Genomic DNA, 18,611 nt, shown 5'->3' with positions numbered 1-18,611 from the left:
CACCGACAAGCCTCCGGGTGGCGCCAAGTGTCAAGCGCACACGTGGACCCAATCAATGTCCAGCGATTGGTCCTCGATGTGACACCGTGGCACTGGAAAATTTAAATCGATTAGAATATATCAGCCGCGTACTCGCTAGCGGCGTCAGAGCGGACAGACCATGACCAGCCAGATCATCCCCGTCGACCCTTTCGACTTCATCATTTTCGGCGGCACCGGCGACCTGTCGGAACGCAAGCTTCTACCGTCGCTCTACTACCGCCAGCGCGACCATCAGTTCTCCGAGCCGACACGCATCATCGGCACGTCGCGCTCGAAAATGAGCGACGACGAATTCCAGGCCTTCGCCAAGCAGGCTATCTCCGACCACGTCAAGCCGGCCGACATCGACCCCAAGGAATTGAAGACCTTCCTGGCGCGGCTTTCCTACGTCTCGGCGGATGCGACGAGCGGAGCCGGCTTCGACAAGCTGAAGAAGGCGATCGGCGAAAGCGACCGCATCCGTGCCTTCTACCTGGCCGTGGCGCCGGCACTGTTCGGCGATATCTCGCACAAGCTCAAAGAGCATGATCTGATCACGCCGAACTCGCGCATCGTGCTGGAGAAGCCGATCGGCCGGGACCTGGCCTCGGCGCAGGCGCTCAACGACCTGGTCGGCGACGACTTCCACGAAAGCCAGATCTTCCGCATCGACCACTATCTCGGCAAGGAAACAGTGCAGAACCTGATGGCGCTGCGCTTTGCCAACGCGCTCTACGAGCCGCTGTGGAACTCCGCCCATATCGACCACGTCCAGATCACCGTGGCCGAGACTGTCGGCCTGGAAGACCGCGTCACTTACTACGACAAGGCCGGCGCACTGCGCGACATGGTGCAGAACCACATGCTGCAGCTCTTGTGCCTCGTCGCCATGGAGGCGCCGTCGTCGATGGACGCCGACGCCGTACGCGACGAGAAGCTGAAGGTGCTCAGGGCGCTGAAACGCATCAACGGCAACGAGGCACCGAAACACACCGTGCGCGGCCAGTACCGTGCCGGTGCCTCGGCCAGCGGAGCCGTCAAGGGCTATGTCGAGGAGCTCGCCCATGACAGCAACACCGAGACCTTCGTCGCCATCAAGGCCGAGATCGGCACCTGGCGCTGGGCGGGCGTTCCGTTCTACCTTCGGACCGGCAAGCGGCTGGCGACCCGGGTTTCGGAAATCGTCATCGAATTCAAGCCGATCCCGCATTCGATCTTCGGCGACACCGCCGGGCCGATCTTCGCCAACCAGCTGGTCATCCGGCTACAGCCCGACGAAGGCGTCAAGCAGTTCATCATGATCAAGGATCCTGGTCCCGGTGGCATGCGACTGCGCCAGATCTCGCTCGACATGAGCTTCGCGCAGTCCTTCGACGGCCGCGCGCCGGACGCCTATGAACGGCTGATCATGGACGTCATCCGTGGCAACCAGACGCTGTTCATGCGCCGCGACGAGGTCGAGGCGGCATGGAAATGGATCGACCCGATCCAGAATGCCTGGGAAGGCGCCAGGCAGGAAGCGCAGGGCTACACGGCAGGCACATGGGGGCCGTCGGCCTCGATAGCGCTGATCGAACGTGACGGGCGGACATGGCACGAGAGCAATTGAACGGCGCCAGCTACAACTGGAACGGCTTTGCCGGGCGCCAGGACCTGGCGGCAGCCCTTGCCGGCCATGTCACGGCGCGCCTGACCAAGGCCATCGACGAGCGCGGCACCGCCCTGCTTGCCGTTTCCGGCGGCACCACGCCAGCGAAGTTCTTCGCCGCGCTGTCGGCAATTCCCATTGCCTGGAACAAGGTGACGGTGACACTGGTCGACGAAAGGTTCGTGCCGGCCTCCTCACCGCGCTCGAATGCCGGGCTGGTCGCCGCCAACCTGCTCCAGAATGCAGCGGCCGCGGCGCGCTTCGTGCCGCTGTATCACGAGGCCACAAGCATCGAGACGGCGGCAGGATCCGACGATACGGCACTCAAGGCACTGGCCTGGCCGCTCGACGTCGTGGTGCTCGGCATGGGCAGCGACGGCCACACCGCTTCGTTCTTTCCCGATGCCGACAATCTGCCTGCCTTGCTCGATCCCGCCTCGCAGAGGATCGTGCTGCCGGTGCACGCGCCAAGCGGCGGCGAGCCGCGGCTGACGCTATCGATGGCGCGCATAATTGCCGCCGGCTTCATTGCGCTGCATATCGAGGGCGAGGACAAGCGCACCGCCTTCGAGGATGCGATGGGACCGGGTGCGAAAAAGCCCATTCGCAAAGTGCTCGAAGCAGCACCCATACCAGTAGAGGTGTTCTGGGCACCTTGATTTCACGAAAAGCAGCCCCGGCGAACAGTGGGAGGACGTTCTCCGGGGCTCGAAAGGACCGACCATGACCGCAAGACGCGATATCGAAGCCATCACTGAGCGCATCCGCCAACGCTCGAAGCCAGGACGCGAGCGTTATCTCGGCCGCATCGCCGAAGCGTCGAACCAGGCCGCCAACCGGTCGGTGCTGTCCTGCGGCAACCTTGCCCATGGCTTCGCCGTCTGCAGCCCTTCGGAGAAGCTGGCGCTCGGCGCCGACAAGGTGCCGAACCTCGGCATCATCACCTCCTACAACGACATGCTGTCGGCGCATCAGCCTTTCGAAACCTTCCCCGCCCTGATCAAGGAGGCCGCGCGTGAAGCAGGCGGCATCGCCCAGGTGGCCGGCGGCGTGCCGGCGATGTGCGATGGCGTCACGCAGGGCCAGCCGGGCATGGAGCTGTCGCTGTTTTCGCGCGACGTCATCGCCATGGCCGCCGCGATCGGCCTGTCGCACAACATGTTCGACGCCGCCGTCTATCTCGGTGTCTGCGACAAGATCGTGCCGGGACTGGTGATCGCGGCGTTGACCTTCGGCCACCTGCCGGCGGTGTTCATTCCGGCCGGTCCGATGACGACAGGCCTGCCCAACGACGAGAAGGCCAAGGTCCGCCAGCTCTATGCCGAGGGCAAGGCGGGTCGCGCCGAACTTTTGGAAGCCGAGTCCAAATCATACCACGGGCCAGGCACCTGCACCTTCTACGGCACGGCCAACTCCAACCAGATGCTGATGGAGATCATGGGCCTGCACACGCCGGGTGCTTCCTTCGTCAATCCCGGCACGCCGCTGCGCGAGGCGTTGACCCGCGAGGCGACGAAGCGGGCGCTGGCGATCACCGCGCTCGGCAATGCCTATACGCCCGTCGGGCGCATGATCGACGAGCGCTCTATCGTCAACGGCGTCGTCGGCCTGCATGCCACCGGTGGCTCGACCAACCACACCATCCACCTGATCGCCATGGCGGCGGCGGCCGGCATCGCCATTACCTGGCAGGACATTTCCGACCTCTCGGAAGCCGTACCGCTCCTGGCCCGCGTCTATCCGAACGGGCTTGCCGACGTGAACCATTTCCACGCCGCCGGAGGCCTCGGCTTCCTGATCCGCGAACTGCTCGACGAAGGCGTCCTGCACGAGGATGTGCAGACGGTGTGGGGCGAAGGCCTGCGGCCGTATGCGGTCGAGGCAAAGCTCGGCGGCGACGGCTCCGTGGTGCGCGAGGCGGTCCCGCTCCAGAGTGGTGACGAGAAGGTGCTGGCGCCGTTCAGCAAGGCCTTCCAGCCGACCGGCGGCCTGAAAGTGCTGGCAGGCAATCTCGGCCATGCCGTCATCAAGACGTCCGCCGTCAAGCCGGAGCGGCGCCTCATCGAGGCGCCGGCCAAGGTGTTCGACAGCCAGCAGGGGCTGAACGACGCGTTCAAGGCCGGCACGCTGACAGGCGACTTCATCGCCGTCATCCGCTTCCAGGGGCCGAAGGCCAACGGCATGCCGGAACTGCACAAGCTGACCACCGTGCTCGGCATCCTGCAGGACCGCGGACAGCGCGTCGCGCTGGTCACCGACGGGCGCATGTCGGGCGCTTCCGGCAAGGTGCCGGCGGCGATCCATGTGACGCCGGAAGCCGTAGAGGACGGTCCGATCGCCAGGATCCACGACGGCGACGTCATCCGCCTCGACGCCGATGCAGGCACGCTGGAGGTGCTGGTGCCGGGGACCGAGTTCGCGCTGCGCCGCACCGCCGAAGCCGATCTCATCGGCAACGAGTTCGGCTTCGGCCGCGAACTTTTCGCCGGTTTCCGGCAACTGGTCGGACGCGCCGACCACGGCGCCAGCGCATTCGGAACAGCCTGATCTTCTTTCAGACTGTCCCTTGTTTCAGACCATCCCCTCTTTCAGACTGGCAATGAAAAGGGCGGCACGAGGCCGCCCTTTCTTATTGTCTGGATGGATATTTACTGGACTTTAAGCTCGGCCCGCTCGCCGGCCTTGACGGTGAAGGGTGTCTCCTTGTCGGCCTTGTCGGTGGTGAAATTGGTCACGAGCACGTAGTCGCCCGCCGCCAGCGTGGTCTGCATCTTTTCTCCATAGGCGTAGGTCACCTCTTTGCGCTCGCCCTGGATGTCTTTCTTGGCCTCAAAAATCTTGAAGCCGTCAGCACCTGGCGCGTCGACGGACAGCACGCCCGCGTTCAGCGTCACGTTGACATCGGTCATCTGTCCGACCGTCACGCTGAAAGGCTGTTCGGCGGTCGCGGCCTGCACATCGACGCCCATGACATAATCGCCCGGCGGCAAATCGAACTGGCTGTCGGGGCCGTAGGCGTAAGTCACCTGATCGCGAGTGCCGTCGAGCTTCTTGGCGGCCTTGTACACCTTCCAACCCACATCGGTTCCGGCCTTCTCACCGCCCTGGGTGTAGAAGGCATTGGCCTTGGCCTTGCCGACACCGACGATGATGTCCTTGTCGACGACCTGGCCGGCGGCGAGTTGCAAGGTCTCGCTCGCCTCGCCAGCCCCCAGCTTCACGGTGACCTTGGTCTCGCCGGCCGGAACGACGAATTTGACCTCGCCATAGTTGCTGTCCGACGTGCCGCCGGGATAGGCGATGCTGATCTGCGCATTTCGGTCGACATCGGCCCCAGGCGCCGGACGGGCGTGGATGGAGAGCTCCGCGGCGTTCAGATTGAGCGCTACGTCCGTTGCCTTCTCCGCGGTCAGCGAAACCTTCTGCTCCGCCCTGGCGGCACCGCTGGTGGCGACGACGATGTAATTGCCGGCAGCAAGATGGAACTTGACGACGCTGTAGCCGGAATCGACATGCTCGCCGCTGGCCCCCTTGGCATCATCCTTGAAGATTTCATAGTAGACGTCGGACTTCGGCGCCGGGCCACCATCCTTCAGCAGCGCCGTCGGGATGAGATTGTAGTCGACCTCGGCTGCTTTCGGCTCGGGTGCCGGAGCGGGCGCAGGTTCGGGTGCAGGCGCCGACGCCGGGGCGGCGACGGTTTCGGCCAAAGCTTCCTGCAGCGCCTTCTCGTCGGAGGCCTGGATGTATTTGCCGCCGGTGTTGTCGGCGAGGCAGGCGATCTGCTTGCCTTCATCGGCCGTCAGGCCGAAGCCGACGACGTCGGCCGTGAAGTCGACACCGGACGCTTCGAGTTCCTTGCCAAGCGCACAGGGGTCGCCGCCGCAGGTCTCGAGCCCATCGGTGATGAGGACGACCGTCGCCTTGTCCTCCGTGTATTTCAGCGCTTCAGCCGCCTGCTTGACGGCTGCCGTCAGCGGCGTCTTGCCGAGGAATTTCAGACTGTCCGCGGCATCCGTGATGGCGCTCGCCGAGCCGGCCTGAGGCGGCACGATCAGTTGGATGTCGTCGCAGCTGCCTTTCTCGCGATGACCATAGGCCATGAAGCCGATCTCATCGTCGGCGGGAACCGATTGCAGCACGGTTCTGAGCGACTCGCGGGCGATTTCGAGCTTCGGCTTGCCGTCGATCTGGGCCCACATCGACCCGGAAGCGTCGAGAATGATGATGACCTTGTTGGCGGCAAAGCCGAACGTCGTCATCGACAAAAGGAGGATCGCCGCAGCGACGCTCCGTGCAAGTCCCGCCATCGAAATCTCCTGATTGATCCACCCCGTCCGCCGGCCGAAGCTATTTGAGCCCACCTTGGGACACAAGCCCGGACGCGGCCCTGTCCTCAGGCCTCTGGAGTCTTGGCCACGCCGCAGCGTGGAGCAGCTCAGTAAGTCGTCCGGCGCTCTTCAGAAGGCGGACGGCCGAACTGCAGCCGATAGCTCTGGGCAAAATAGGAATGCGAGGTGAAGCCGGTCGCGATCGCCACGTCGAGGATCGGCATGTTGGTCTGGCGCAGCAATTCGCGCGCCCGTTCCAGACGCAGCCGCATGTAGTAGCGGCCGGGCGTGACATTGAGATGGCGCAGGAACAGGCGCTCCACCTGGCGCACCGACAGGCCGGCCGACTTGGCGAGCTGTACCGCCGAGAGCGGCTCGTCGAGATGGTCGGCCATCAGCTCGACGATGCGCCTGAGCTTCTCCGACTTGCCGGTCAGGTCGCGCTCCGGTCCGACGCGCTGGCGGTCGCCGGCCGAGCGGATGCGCTCATGCTGGAATTGGTTGGCGACGCCATTGGCGAGGTTCGAGCCGAAATCGCCGCGCACGATCTCCAGCATCAGGTCGATCGAGGTGGTGCCGCCGGCGCAGGTGTAGCGCTTGCGGTCGATCTCGAAGACGTTGCCGGTGCAGTTGATGTCGGGAAAACGCTCGACGAAGCCAGCGCGGTTTTCCCAATGGATGGTGCAGCGATAGCCGTCGAGCTGGCCGGCCTCGGCCAGCAAATAGGATCCGACCGAGAGCGCGCCAAGCGCGTTGCCGCGCCGGCCCCAGCTGCGCAGAGCCGCCAGAACCTTGCTCTTGCCGGGAAATTCCGTCGTCAGGCCGACCGACACGAAGAGGATGTCGACCGGCGGCAGGTCGGCGACGCTGTAGTCGATCTTGAGCGGCAGACCGTTGGAAGCCATCACCGGATCGCCATCGGCCGATACCGTGGTCCAGCCGTAGAAATCGCGGCCGAGCAGACGGTTCGCCGACCGGAACGTGTCGATCGCGGCGGCCAGCGAGAACATGGAAAACTTGTCGACCAGCAGGAAGGCAAACTGCCGGCCACCTTGAACGGGATCATTCGTGACCGGCCGTTCCTGGGAAACAGAGGGGTTCGGCAAAGCTGTGGCTTTCAGGGACAACCCGGGCTCAGAAGGAGGGCCGTTTCAATCCGGCCGCAAGGTAGGCCGAAGCTAACGTATTGGCCATCAGCATGGCAATGGTCATCGGCCCGACACCGCCGGGTACCGGGGTGATGGCGCCTGCTTCCTTGGCCGCCTCGGCATAGGCGACGTCGCCGACGAGGCGGGACTTGCCCTCGCCCTTCTCGGGCGCTGGAATGCGGTTGATGCCGACATCGATGACGGTGGCGCCGGGTTTCACCCAATCACCCCTGATCATTTCCGGCCGGCCAACGGCGGCGACAAGAATGTCCGCGGTGCGGGCAAGCGCCGGCAAGTCCTTGGTGCGGCTATGGGCGATGGTGACGGTGCAGTTGGCGGCAAGCAGGAGATTGGCCATCGGCTTGCCGACGATGTTGGAACGGCCGACGACAACCGCGTTGAGGCCCGACAGGTCCTTGCCGCGCACGCGCTCGATCAGGAGCATCGAACCGGCGGGCGTGCAGGGAACGAAGGCGGTGTCGAGCTCACCGGTGCCGAGCTTGCCGACATTGATGAAATGGAAGCCGTCGACGTCCTTCTGTGGCGCGATGGCCTGGATGACCTTGCCGGCGTCGATATGACCGGGCAGCGGAAGCTGCACCAGGATGCCGTTGATCGCCGGATCGACGTTGAGCTCGCCGATGATCTTCAGCAGCGCGTCCTGGGACGTGTCCGCCGGCAGCGTGTGCTGGAGCGAATGAAAGCCGCATTCCTTGGCGGTGCGGGATTTCGAGGCGACATAGACCTGGCTGGCCGGATCCTCGCCGACGATGACCACGGCAAGGCCGGGCTTGGCCTTGCCCTTGGCGACCAGCTCGGCGGTCAACGCCTTGACTGTCCGCACCACGTCTTCGGCAACGCTCTTTCCGTCAATCACTTCGGCCATGGACTATTACCCTCAACACCGTTTCGCTCAAATCCTGGATCAAGTTCCAAAGGCATGCCTTGGCGACTTGCGCAAGCGCGGCATTCTCACGAAAATTCAAGCACGCAATCCCGTCAAAGCGCCGTCTCATGCCGTTTACTCGAAACCGGCACGGTTTTGTTCGGCACCAGCGACTTTCGTATGGCTCAGAAGTAGCGGCGGCGGGCGCGGCTCTCGGTGAGTTCGCGGACCGCTTCGCGGAATTCGCGCAGGCTGGCGCGAATTTCCTCGATCGGCGCCTGTTCGGCGCTTTCCTCGACCTGCGAACGAGGCTCCGCCGATGGCTGGGCCGGATAGGCCTGCGGCTGCGGTTGCGGATACGGCATATGTCCTGCATAGGGCGCCATGGCCTGGGCGTAGGGAGAGCCCGCCGGCGGCTGCCACGGCTGCATCTGCGGATGGCCCGCCGGCTGCACCGGGGGATAGGACGGCAAGGGGGGCGCCGGATAGTTCGCCTGCGGCGGCATCACGGGCGACCGCGACGGCGGGCCCATCGGCCCTGAATAGGCGGCGTCGAAGCCTGGCTGAAAAGGCGGCCGGGGATAGGCCGTCGCGCCCGGCGGCGGCATGAAGCCGGAATTCGGTTTCGGATAGCGAGAAGGCATGGCGGCATCCGCCGGCCACGCATTTTCGCCAAAGGCAGCGAACTCGCTCGAGTTGTCGTCGTCCGCTTCGGCGGACGGCTTGCTGGACATGGCGTTGCGCAGCTTCGCCATCAGCGCGCCGATCCGCCCGGGCCGTTCTTCCGCAACGGCTTCGGCCTGCGCGATAGGCGCGGGAGGCAGCGAGGCAGGCGGAGGAGGGGGCGGTGCCGGGGGCATGGGCACTGCCGGCATTGGCGGCGCAGGCGGAGGAGGTGCGCGGAACGCCTGGTCTTCGAGAGGCGTCTTGCGATCGCGGCGCGAGCGCGATGTCGCGGTCTCGCGCAAGCTTTCATAGGCGCCGCGCATGGCGCCGAGGCCGATCCCGGAGGCAAAGCCCAGAAGCAAGCCGGCGAGCGCCGTCACGGCCCGTGACGGGCCTTTCGCCTCGAGCGGCGCAAAGGCCTTGGAGATGACGTTCATGTTGGCAGTGTTGATGTCCTTCTGCTCGCCGGTCTCCTTGGCGCGTAGCAGGAACTGTTCGTAGACGGAGCGCTTGGCGGTGGCTTCACGCTCCAGTTCGCGCATCGACACCAGGTCGTTGTTGACATCGCCGCTGCGGACTTTGAGTTGGGCAAGGCGAGAAGAAAGATCCTGTTCGAGCTGGACGGCGCGTTTCAGGTCGACCTGCAGCGACGACGCGATGCGGCGCAATTCGCCGGCGATGCGGTCGCGGGCGCCGGCGATCTGTGCGTCGAGGGCCTGGAGTTCGGGATGGCGCGGCCCAAGCCGGATGGCGGCGCGGTCGGCTTCCTGCTTGAGTGTTGCATATTGCGAGCGCAGGTCGCTCATCGTGTTGGAGTTGATCTCTTCCGGCAGGGTGCCGGAGAGCACCGAATTGACGTCGACCGAGCGCGCCGAAGCCGCCCTTGCATTGAGTTCCAGCGTGCGGGCGCGGGCGACCGAGAGCTGTTCGTTGAGCTTCAGCATTTCGTCGTCGCTGATCAGGTGGCCCTGCGCGTCGACAAGATCGTGCGTGGCCCTGAAATCCTCGACCTTGCGCTCGGCCGCCTCGACGCCCTTGCGCAGCTCATCGAGCCTTGCCGTCAGTTCATCCGTCGCGCGGCCGGCCGTATCGGACTGAATCTGACCGAAGGTCTGCAGAAAGACATCCGTCATCGTGTTGGCGATGAGGGCGGATTTCTCGCCATTCTGCGTGGTCGCGCTGACGGTGATGACGAAGGTCTTGCCGCCGCGCTCGACCGAAAGGCTTTCGGCCAGATTGCCGACGGCGAGCGCACGGCGACGCACCTCGTCGACACTGCCCGGGCCATCCTCGCGCGACAGGATCGAATGGATGAGCGACCTGATGCCGAGGCCGCCGGACCCTTCGCCATTGAACTCCGGATCGTTCACCAGGTTGAGCTTGTCGACGACCTTGTTCAGCACCGTGCCCGAGGTCAGCACCCGGACCTGGTTTTCGACGATGGCGAGCGTGGCGTCGGAAGCGACCACATTCTGGGTGAGATCGCGGTCGGTGAGCTTGAGGTCGCGCGGATCGACGATGAGTTCGGCGGTGGCTTCATATTTTTTCGGCGTCGACAGCGCTATGGCGATGCCGAGCCCGGCACCCAGTATCGTCGTCGTGATGATCAGCAGCTTCGACCTGGCGACGCCGCGCACCACCTGCATTGGATCGATCAGCGGCTTCCATTGCTGATCGTCGCCGCGATCGCCAAAGGATGCATCCGCTTCGCCACGACGGGATCCGGACCTGTCATGAGAGCGGGCGCTGGCGGAAACCTCCTCGGCAGCCATCCTTGCGTGCGGCATGCGTGCCGGCTGATCGCCGGCGCCATAGTCGTCCTGCGCACGCCAGGCGTCATCCCGTGCAGCCGCTTCCGGCTGTTCGTCCGGCAGAAACCGCCCGGCTCCGACGTCGGCAGACGAGGTTGGATCCGTGCGGGCCTGACGCCGTGAACGGGCAAGACGATGGCGCGTGGCGGCATCCTCGCGCCATGACGGATCGGCCCGGTCCCCTATCGAGACCAGGGATGCGTCGGGATCGTCCTCACCGCGCACGGCCTGGCCGAGCGCCAGCAGCGAACGCTCACGCTTCCAGTCCTCGCGGTTTTCCCTGTCAGCCATTGTCCGGAGCTTTACCCTTGGCGGCTTGCAGAACGGCGTTGGCCATTCGTTAAGCCACGCTAAACAGGCATGGAAAACAAAACGTTAATTTTGCCCGCCCGGCATGCCGTTTCTCCGCCCGGCGGCACAATTTTCCCAACGCACCCAAAAGCCTCAGAACGGCACGTTAAGCTTTCCCACCTATGCATTTCCTTGACGCATGACTGAGGCCAGCGACATACCGCAAAGGCGGCCCCTCGCCCGGATCGGCACTTTCGTGGCCGAACGACGGGGGCTGGTCCGCGACTATTTTTCGGCGATCAGCGGCGCCGGCGGTCGGCTGGTGTTTTCGCTGGCCTATTTCATCGCACTTGCCAACACGCTGTCCATCTCCGAATTCGGCATGTTCGCCACAGCGTCCGCCGCCGGGGTGATGCTGTCGCGGCTCCTGGCCTTCGGCTTCATTTCGGCGCTCTACCGCACCGCCACCATCCGGCCCAACCTGATCGGCACCTTCACCGCCGGCTTCCTGCTGCTCGGCATCGTCTCGCTGCCGCTGCTGGCGGCAGCCTCATTCGGCGTCTACCTGATCTTCTTCGCCAACACCGTGCCGCTGCCGGTGTTTTCGGCGATCGTGTTCGCCGAAGCGCTGCTGTGGCGGCCGGTCGAGGTGGCGCTGATCGTCAACAACGGGCTGGGGAAGTTCGGCCGCGCCGCCCTGCTGGCGATCCTGACCACGGCGCTGCGGGCGCTTGGCGCGGTGCTTTTCATGATCTCGGCGCAGCACAGCGTCTGGGTATGGTCGTGGTTCTATATCGGTGCCAATGCCGCCTCGCTGCTTCTGGCTTTCGGCTGGTTCTATCCGCGCCAGCGGCTGCGGCTGCGCATCGAGCTCTATCTCAGGCGGCTCGCCGATTCCGTCTACGTGGCCGGCGCCGAGGTGCTGTTCTACCTGCAGATGGAGTTCGACAAGCTTCTGGTGCTGGCGATCGGCGGGCCGCATCTGGCCGGTATCTATGCCATCATCATGCGGCTGGTCGACCTGACGGCGATCCCGATCCGCACCTTCTCGATGATGCTGGTGCAGCGCATGATGCGCGCGCCCGAACTGTTGTCACGGCTGGCGGTCAAGAGCGGCATCGAGGGCGGTGTGTTCGCGGTCTCGACGCTTGCGCTGCTGACGCTCGGCATCGTGCTGCACTTCTTTCCCAACGCGCTCGGCAGGAACGTCTCCGAAGCCGCCCCGCTGGTGGCGCTGGCGATCTGCGTTCCGGGACTGCGTAATCTGGTCGAATACCAGGCCGAGCTTCTGTTCGCGCGCGGCCAGACGCTGGTGCGGGCGCTCAATCTCGGCCTTCTCGCCGCTCTGAAGGCGCTGCTGTTGACCTATGTGCTGACCACCATCTCCGACACGCCGAAGCTGGTGCTGTCGCTCAACGTCGTCTTCCTGCTGCTCTATCTGGCGTCGATGCTGCTGACCTATTCGGCGCTGCGCAGGCCGGCAAAGCCGGTTTAGGGCATGCTCGTTCCGAGCATGATCTTTTCCGAAAACCGCTTCCCACTTTTCGGGATCATGCCTCAGCCAGCCCGATCAGACGGCGGATGCGGCCGATATCGGTGCCGATGAAGGATTGCATGCCGATCGCCACCTGCTCCGGCGCCATGCCGGCAACGAAGCGGCGGAACTCGTCGTCCGACAGCGCCTCGCCCGTCCAGTGGACGCGGCAGAACTCTTCCGAACCGTGAAAGTGGCCGGCAACGTCGAGGAGATCGTCGACGTAGCGGCCATAGATCATGCATTCGGAGAATTGGCGCGCCGAGCCGATGACCTCGACCCAGTCGCGGCCATGGACCTTCTCGATCCGGCCGCACATGGCCAGCACGGTGTCGCGGCGCCAGGCGATCAGTGTCGAGATATAGTCGTGGGCCGACGTTCTGGGCAAACCGATGCCGAGCGCCGAGCCGGCATTGCGCGACCAGATGCGGTGCTCGTCATACCCGTCATTGGCAAGCACATCATCGGCAAGCACGCCATCGCGGCGGAACAGCCGCGCCTTGCCATCGCGCCAGAAGGCGCTGCAGTCGAAAGGCCTGAGGAACGCGACGTCGGAATCGCAGAAGATCAAGACGTCTTCCCTGGCATGCGCCGATATCGCGATGCGGCGCAGCTGCTGCACGTGCCAGCCGCGCAGCGGCTGCGTTTTCAGGCTGAGCCAGACGCGCCGGCGAAACAGGCTGAGCGGATCATCGAAAGCGCGCAGCCAACGCGGCAGCAGGTCCCGCTCATCGACGACCGTGCGCCGGCTGGTCTGCAACTGGCGGAAAAGCGCGACGTCGCGATGTTCGACCAGGATGTAGTGGTGCGCCACACCCGAGACATGCCGGTCAAGCGTTTCGCACAACAGGCGGCAACGCTCGAAATCCGGCGCGTAGCTTGCCGTTACCACCGCCACCGTCGGCGTCTTCGGCAACAGGCCCGAGCCGGCAAGCGGGTCTGGGACGAACCGCTTGTTCAACGGAGCTCTCCTGGTGCATCCGCGACAGCCTGGCCGCCCGACCATTTCTGCTTGACGACCCGCCACAAGAACAAGGGATTGCCGACCACGTAGCGGCGCCAGAGCCGGCCCGGTTCGACCGCCAGCCGGAACAGCCATTCCAGCCTCAGGCGGCGCATCCACATTGGTGCTCGCGGCACCGAGCCGCTCAGGAAATCGAGCAGCGCGCCGACCGCGATCGGCAGCGTGCAATGGCGTTCGTCGATATGGCGTTCGATCCACAATTCCTGGCGCGGCACCCCCATGGCGACCAGCAGCATATCAGGCCGCAGCCTTGCGATCCGGCCGATGATCTCCGGTTCCTGCGCGGCGGAGAAATAGCCGTCGTGAATGACCACGAAGCGGTGCTGCGTGGCAAGGGCCGCCAGCTTGACCGACGCCGCCTCGGCGTTGACACGCGTGGCACCAAGCAGACCGACGGTCAGCGGCTTCGTCGATGCCCGCAGGAAGGCCGGCACGAAATCGGTGCCGTTGAGATTGTCCGGAAACGGCGCGCCGTAGAGCAGCTTCGCGGCAAGATCGACGCCGATGCCATCCGGCAGGATGAGGAAATCGTCGAGCGCCTCGGCAAAGACAGGGTCGGTATAGGCGATGTTGGCATTGTGGGCGTTGAGAAAACTGACCTTGGTGAAGCGCCGCTCGGAGATTAGCCGGTTCAGCAGGGCGATCGCATCATCCCAGCGGATGGCGAGCACCGAGATTCCGAGGATCGTCTTCAACGTGTCGAGCCCGGACGCGGCGCGGGCGGTGTGCATGTTCATGCAAACGCCTCCTGCCTGACCACTCCGATTTTTTCGAGGCCGAGCCGGATGGCAGCATCGAGCGCCCTGATTTGCTCGCGATGGAACGCGCTGCCGTCGACGTCGCGGATGTCGGCTGCGGCAGCTTCCAGCGCCCTGGCGAAGCTGGCCGGATCGTCGGTGACGATACAATTGGCGGGCCGATGGCCGATACCGCGCAGCGAGCGGCTGGTGGCGACCGAAGGCAGGCCGAGCTCGAAGGTCTCGATGGTCTTCAGCTGCACGCCGCTGCCGGCGGTGCTGATCAGCGGGACGACGGCGGCGGCGCGCACGAAGGCCTGGGCATCGGGCACGCGGCCGACGAACTCGACACCCGGATGCGCCGAGGTGACGCCCGACGGCATGCTGCCGGCGATCCTTATGCGGAAATCGGGCCGCAGATGCGGCACCACCTTGTCCAGGAACCAGTCGAGGCCGATGCGGTTCGGCTGCCAGGTCCAGGTGCCGATCAGCGCCGCGTCACAGTCGATGTGGCGCGGGCCTTTCCGGGCCTTGGCGCCGGTTACCAGCGGAAGCACCGCCGAGCGGTCATCGGCGGCAACACCAAGGGCTGCACGATCTTCCTCGGCCAGCGTGAAGACGAAGCGCGCTTGGCGGCAGAGACGCTCTTCCACGACCTCGAGCAGCCTTGCCTCGCGGCGGAACAACAGGCGCTGGAAGATGCCCGTGGCGGCGGCGGCATTTTCCCGTGCCGAAAGATGCTCGACATTGTGGGCGACGAAGATCGAAGGCCGGTCTTCGAAGAGCTTTTCGAAAGCGCCGGCGAACTGCACGGAGTTCAGTACATAGCCGTCGAAGGGGCCGGCGCGTTCGATGGAGGCAAGAACATCGCTGTCGGACACCGCCCGTAACTTGACCGACGCGAAGGTAAGACCCGAAAGCATCGCCTTGCCGACCCAGGCCAGCTTTTGCAGTGCGGAGGCATTTTCGGTGCGCACGTCGACGGCACCCAGCACGACGGTGTTTTGCGGATCGGCCGCAGCCCTCCCCGGCCAAATGAAGCCGATGACCGTGACGCGCGCGCCAGCGCGCCGCAAGGCGGCGATGATTGCAGCATTGGCGATCTCGTAGCCGGAGGCGAGAGCGCCATCGGGCACGATCGATGTGGCGAACAGCAGATGCATTTCACCTATCCTGTGGTGTAGCCGGTAGCAAAGCGCGGTGAACCCTTGATTAAGCGAGCACGATCAACGGCCGAAAGCCCATAGCCGGCGGGCTTCTCCGTGCAAGGTGATTAACGAAACCTTATCACCGTGATGCTACCAGAACCCAACTCACTAGGCGGCTGGACACGGATGATCCCTTTGCCATCGGACGGTTCGGTATCGATCGCAGGACGGTCTCCCCGGCTTGACGCGGAGGCTGTCGAAGCGGTCGTCACCTTGCCGACCTTCAAACGGCCCGAACAGGTGCTGGAAACGCTGGCATCGCTGCGGGCGCAGCGGACCGGCAGGCGCTTTGCCGTCATCGTCATGGAAAACGAGGCCAAGGCGCGTGAAGGCGCCAAGGCGGCGCTGCCACTGTTCGAGTGCGGCGAGATACCGGGCATGGTTATCATTGCGCATGAGCGCGGCAATTGCAGCGCCTACAATGCGGGATGGCAGACGGCGATCCTGCACTTTCCGAACTTCAGGCATTTGCTGGTCATCGACGATGACGAGATCGCCGAGCCGCAATGGCTGGAGCGGATGTGCCGAGCAGCCGAAACGCTCCGCGCCGATATCGTCGGCGGCCCGCAAGTGCCTGTCTTTGCCGATCCTTCCCATGCGCGATGGGCCGAACATCCGGTCTTTGCACCTCCCTACCGGGAGACTGGCCGGGTGCCGGCGCTCTATTCGTCCGGCAATCTTCTGGTCGGGCGCGACGTGCTTACCGCCATGGGGCCGCCCTTCCTCGATCTCAAATTCAATTTCATGGGTGGCGGCGATTCCGATTTCCTCAGCCGGTCGGCGCAGAGAGGCTTCGTGCTGGGGTGGTGCGCCGAAGCGGAAGTGCGGGAGATCGTCCCGGCGCGGCGTGTCGAAGCCGACTGGATCCGTGCGCGCAGCCTGCGCAACGGCGTCATCTCGACGCTGGTCGAGAAGAAGAAACGTGCCGGCACGCCGATGGCCGGCGCCAAGGTGTTCGCGAAGAGCCTGGCGCTGCTTGCCGCCTCACCGTTTCGCGGCCTGATCCGGCTGGCGCGGACAGGATCGCCGGCGATCGCCATCTATCCCATTCATGTGGCGCTCGGCCGCGTGCTGGCCGAATTTGGATATGCCAATGAGCAGTATCGCCAGCCCGAGAAAAACTGAGCGCGCGCCGCTCAGCGCCGCGTTCACGCGTGACGGCGTGGCGACCGCGATCGCCGCATTGCTGTTCACCGTCATCATGGTGTCGTTCCGTCCGTTCCAGCCGGCCGGCGCCGAGCTCACCGGTGACGGCGGCGACATCGTCAACCAGCTCGGCTTCGGAGCGCTCGGCGGAATTTCGATCTTCTCGCTGATGGCTTTCGCCGATCCGCGCATCGTGCGCTCGCTGATCAGCCCGTCCTGGATGCTGATGCTGGGCTTCTTTTTCCTCTCGGTGGTGCTGGCGACGGACCCGCCTTCGGCCATGCGCGCCGCGTCCTTCACCATGATCGGCATCCTGACCATGGCAACGATCCTGGTGCTGCCGCGCGATGCCGAGGCCATTTCCAAGGTCATCATCTTCACCGCCGTCGTCGTCATGGGCCTTTCCTATCTCGGCCTGATCGTCTTTCCGCACGAGGCGATGCACACCGCCGATTCGCAGGAGCCCGAGCATGCGGGCCTGTGGCGCGGCGTGTTCACCCACAAGAACATCGCCGGCCCGATCATGGCCTGCTTCAGCTTCGCGGGACTTTATCTCTACCGGCGCGGGCAACGCTGGTGGGGTGCGGCAATCTTTTGCGCGGCGATGATCTTCATGCTGCACACCGGGTCCAAGACCACCGCCGGCCTGGTGCCGTTCTCGATTCTAATCGTGATGTTCCCGAGCCTGATAGGCATGCGGCTCGGGACACCGATCCTGTTTGCGCTGGCGATCGTCGCCACGGCGGTCGGAACGCTGGGCATCGTCTTCCTGCCGCCGGTCAAACATTTGGCGGCGATCTATTTTCCCGATCTCACCTACACAGGGCGCACAACGCTGTGGGAATTCGCCGGCTCGATGCTGGCGAAGAAGCCATGGACCGGCTACGGTTATGAAAGCTTCTGGGGCACACCGCTGCTGCTCAACCAGGACCAGCCCTTCGACCGTCCCTGGGACATCCGAACCATCGTACACGGCCATGACGGCTATCTCGACATCGCCGTGCTGATGGGCGTTCCCGCCCTTTGCGTGGCGGTCTACACCTTCCTCATCGCGCCATTGCGCGATTACATGCGCATTCCGCTGCGCAAGGAAAACATCTATCTCGGCGACTTCTTCATGATGGTGGTGCTGTTCACGGGGCTCAACGCTTTCCTCGAAAGCTTCTTCTTCCATCGCGGCGACCCGGTCTGGCTGTTCTTCGTGTTCGGCGTGCTTGGCCTGAGGCAGGTGTCGTTGCGGCCGATCGCGGTGCGCAACGCCTCCCGCCCGGCCTGACAGGGGCTTCCCCAGAGAACCGCGAGCGTCTATGTCAGGGCCTTGCTTCGGAGGGCTTTCGATGACTATCAGGCTTGTTCTCGCCGGCTGCGGCAATATGGGTTACGCCATGCTCTCGGGCTGGCTGAAATCCGGCAAGCTTGCACCTTCGGCGGTTTTCGTGGTCGAGCCCAATGCCGACCTGCGCAACCGCGCCGCCGCACTGGGCTGCGGCACCGCGGCGGATGCCGGAGCTGTTCCCGCCTATGCCGTGCCTGATCTCGTCGTCATCGCGGTGAAGCCCCAGGTGATCCGCGACGTCACCGCCGCCTACAAACGTTTCGGCGATGGCCGCACCACCTTCGTCAGCATCGCCGCCGGGACGCCCTCCGCCACTTTCGAGGAAATCCTGGGCAACCGCGCACCGATCGTGCGCTGCATGCCCAACACGCCCGCGGCGATCGGCAAGGGCATGATGGTGGTGTTTTCCAATCCGCTCGTCTCTGACGATACAATGCGCTTCGTCGCCGATCTGCTTTCAGCAAGCGGCGAAGTGGCCACCATCGACGACGAGGGACTGATGGATGCGGTGACCGCTGTTTCGGGATCGGGGCCGGCCTACATCTTCCACTTCATCGAAGCGCTGACCGTCGCCGCCGAGAAGGCCGGCTTGCCGGTGGCGACCGCCAAGCTGCTCGCCATGCAGACCGTCTATGGCGCCGCCTCGCTCGCCGCAGAGAGCCAGGAGGATCCAGGCGTGCTGCGCCAGCAGGTTACCAGCCCCAACGGCACCACGGCGGCAGCACTTGGCGTGCTGATGGGCGAGCACCGGCTGACCAATCTGCTGACGCAAGCGGTGGAAGCGGCGCGGCTGCGGTCGATCGAGTTGGGGAAGTAAGCCGCCC

The 18,611-nt window shown here is 64.7% G+C and carries 14 protein-coding genes; 7 read left to right on the top strand and 7 right to left on the bottom strand.

The window, feature by feature from the left end; all coding sequences use genetic code 11:
* The first annotated feature begins 160 nt into the window (after window positions 1-160).
* From zwf to edd, 3 genes are all read left to right on the top strand, one after another.
* Window positions 161-1,630, top strand: coding sequence for a glucose-6-phosphate dehydrogenase (zwf, locus tag FJ978_RS13915; protein WP_013893724.1), 1,470 nt, complete (start codon window positions 161-163; stop codon window positions 1,628-1,630).
* Complete coding sequence (pgl, locus tag FJ978_RS13910) at window positions 1,612-2,328, top strand: 6-phosphogluconolactonase (RefSeq protein ID WP_140572553.1); 717 nt, start codon at window positions 1,612-1,614, stop codon at window positions 2,326-2,328. Before zwf ends, pgl begins: the two co-directional genes overlap by 19 nt.
* Before the next feature lie 64 nt (window positions 2,329-2,392).
* Window positions 2,393-4,216 carry a phosphogluconate dehydratase gene (gene edd, locus FJ978_RS13905; RefSeq protein ID WP_140572552.1) on the top strand — a complete coding sequence of 608 codons (1,824 nt, stop codon included), beginning with the start codon at window positions 2,393-2,395 and terminating at the stop codon, window positions 4,214-4,216.
* A gap of 101 nt (window positions 4,217-4,317) precedes the next feature.
* On the opposite strand, the gene FJ978_RS13900 is transcribed toward edd, so the two are convergent.
* The 4 genes from FJ978_RS13900 to FJ978_RS13885 all read right to left on the bottom strand — a co-directional run bounded on the left by FJ978_RS13900 (window position 4,318) and on the right by FJ978_RS13885 (window position 10,802).
* The gene (locus FJ978_RS13900; RefSeq protein ID WP_140572551.1) at window positions 4,318-5,979 is read right to left on the bottom strand and encodes a VWA domain-containing protein; all 1,662 of its coding nucleotides are present in this window, start codon (window positions 5,977-5,979) and stop codon (window positions 4,318-4,320) included.
* 128 nt (window positions 5,980-6,107) lie between these two features.
* Window positions 6,108-7,106 (bottom strand): GlxA family transcriptional regulator, encoded by a 999-nt coding sequence (locus tag FJ978_RS13895; protein ID WP_032923168.1) that lies wholly within the window; start codon window positions 7,104-7,106, stop codon window positions 6,108-6,110.
* 28 nt (window positions 7,107-7,134) lie between these two features.
* Complete coding sequence (folD, locus tag FJ978_RS13890) at window positions 7,135-8,034, bottom strand: bifunctional methylenetetrahydrofolate dehydrogenase/methenyltetrahydrofolate cyclohydrolase FolD (RefSeq protein WP_140572550.1); 900 nt, start codon at window positions 8,032-8,034, stop codon at window positions 7,135-7,137.
* A 185-nt stretch (window positions 8,035-8,219) separates the two neighbouring features.
* Window positions 8,220-10,802 (bottom strand): GumC family protein, encoded by a 2,583-nt coding sequence (locus FJ978_RS13885; protein WP_140572549.1) that lies wholly within the window; start codon window positions 10,800-10,802, stop codon window positions 8,220-8,222.
* A gap of 199 nt (window positions 10,803-11,001) precedes the next feature.
* On the opposite strand from FJ978_RS13885, the gene FJ978_RS13880 reads away from it, so the two are divergent.
* Window positions 11,002-12,297: a lipopolysaccharide biosynthesis protein gene (locus FJ978_RS13880; RefSeq protein WP_140572548.1), complete on the top strand. Its 1,296-nt coding sequence runs from the start codon at window positions 11,002-11,004 to the stop codon at window positions 12,295-12,297.
* A gap of 55 nt (window positions 12,298-12,352) precedes the next feature.
* On the opposite strand, the gene FJ978_RS13875 is transcribed toward FJ978_RS13880, so the two are convergent.
* From FJ978_RS13875 to FJ978_RS13865, 3 genes are read right to left on the bottom strand one after another with little or no spacing between them, the layout of a single operon-like run.
* Complete coding sequence (locus tag FJ978_RS13875) at window positions 12,353-13,297, bottom strand: DUF6492 family protein (protein WP_140572547.1); 945 nt, start codon at window positions 13,295-13,297, stop codon at window positions 12,353-12,355.
* The gene (locus FJ978_RS13870; protein ID WP_140572546.1) at window positions 13,294-14,097 is read right to left on the bottom strand and encodes a WecB/TagA/CpsF family glycosyltransferase; all 804 of its coding nucleotides are present in this window, start codon (window positions 14,095-14,097) and stop codon (window positions 13,294-13,296) included. The genes FJ978_RS13875 and FJ978_RS13870 overlap by 4 nt, the downstream gene beginning before the upstream one ends.
* A complete protein-coding gene (locus FJ978_RS13865; RefSeq protein WP_140572545.1) occupies window positions 14,094-15,260 on the bottom strand; it encodes a glycosyltransferase family 4 protein in 1,167 nt (388 codons plus the stop codon). The genes FJ978_RS13870 and FJ978_RS13865 overlap by 4 nt, the downstream gene beginning before the upstream one ends.
* Before the next feature lie 171 nt (window positions 15,261-15,431).
* Between FJ978_RS13865 and FJ978_RS13860 the strand changes: the two genes are divergently transcribed.
* The 3 genes from FJ978_RS13860 (at window position 15,432) to proC (ending at window position 18,604) form a co-directional block, all read left to right on the top strand.
* A complete protein-coding gene (locus tag FJ978_RS13860) occupies window positions 15,432-16,430 on the top strand; it encodes a glycosyltransferase (RefSeq protein WP_140572544.1) in 999 nt (332 codons plus the stop codon).
* Window positions 16,399-17,727, top strand: coding sequence for an O-antigen ligase (locus FJ978_RS13855; RefSeq protein ID WP_140572543.1), 1,329 nt, complete (start codon window positions 16,399-16,401; stop codon window positions 17,725-17,727). Before FJ978_RS13860 ends, FJ978_RS13855 begins: the two co-directional genes overlap by 32 nt.
* A gap of 61 nt (window positions 17,728-17,788) precedes the next feature.
* The gene (gene proC, locus FJ978_RS13850; RefSeq protein WP_140572542.1) at window positions 17,789-18,604 is read left to right on the top strand and encodes a pyrroline-5-carboxylate reductase; all 816 of its coding nucleotides are present in this window, start codon (window positions 17,789-17,791) and stop codon (window positions 18,602-18,604) included.
* Window positions 18,605-18,611: the final 7 nt, after the last annotated feature.

Source organism: Mesorhizobium sp. B1-1-7, from assembly GCF_006442705.1.
Lineage (GTDB): Bacteria > Pseudomonadota > Alphaproteobacteria > Rhizobiales > Rhizobiaceae > Mesorhizobium > Mesorhizobium opportunistum.
This window is presented reverse-complemented; position numbering and strand designations above follow the sequence as displayed.

Excerpts from the sequence above, each read along its gene's own strand:
- zwf (WP_013893724.1), top strand. The coding sequence starts at position 161 with ATGACCAGCCAGATCATCCCCGTCGACCCTTTCGACTTCATCATTTTC.
- pgl (WP_140572553.1), top strand. The coding sequence starts at position 1,612 with ATGGCACGAGAGCAATTGAACGGCGCCAGCTACAACTGGAACGGCTTT.
- edd (WP_140572552.1), top strand. The coding sequence starts at position 2,393 with ATGACCGCAAGACGCGATATCGAAGCCATCACTGAGCGCATCCGCCAA.
- FJ978_RS13900 (WP_140572551.1), bottom strand. The coding sequence starts at position 5,979 with ATGGCGGGACTTGCACGGAGCGTCGCTGCGGCGATCCTCCTTTTGTCG.
- folD (WP_140572550.1), bottom strand. The coding sequence starts at position 8,034 with ATGGCCGAAGTGATTGACGGAAAGAGCGTTGCCGAAGACGTGGTGCGG.
- FJ978_RS13885 (WP_140572549.1), bottom strand. The coding sequence starts at position 10,802 with ATGGCTGACAGGGAAAACCGCGAGGACTGGAAGCGTGAGCGTTCGCTG.
- FJ978_RS13880 (WP_140572548.1), top strand. The coding sequence starts at position 11,002 with ATGACTGAGGCCAGCGACATACCGCAAAGGCGGCCCCTCGCCCGGATC.
- FJ978_RS13870 (WP_140572546.1), bottom strand. The coding sequence starts at position 14,097 with ATGAACATGCACACCGCCCGCGCCGCGTCCGGGCTCGACACGTTGAAG.
- FJ978_RS13865 (WP_140572545.1), bottom strand. The coding sequence starts at position 15,260 with ATGCATCTGCTGTTCGCCACATCGATCGTGCCCGATGGCGCTCTCGCC.
- FJ978_RS13860 (WP_140572544.1), top strand. The coding sequence starts at position 15,432 with ATGATCCCTTTGCCATCGGACGGTTCGGTATCGATCGCAGGACGGTCT.
- FJ978_RS13855 (WP_140572543.1), top strand. The coding sequence starts at position 16,399 with ATGAGCAGTATCGCCAGCCCGAGAAAAACTGAGCGCGCGCCGCTCAGC.
- proC (WP_140572542.1), top strand. The coding sequence starts at position 17,789 with ATGACTATCAGGCTTGTTCTCGCCGGCTGCGGCAATATGGGTTACGCC.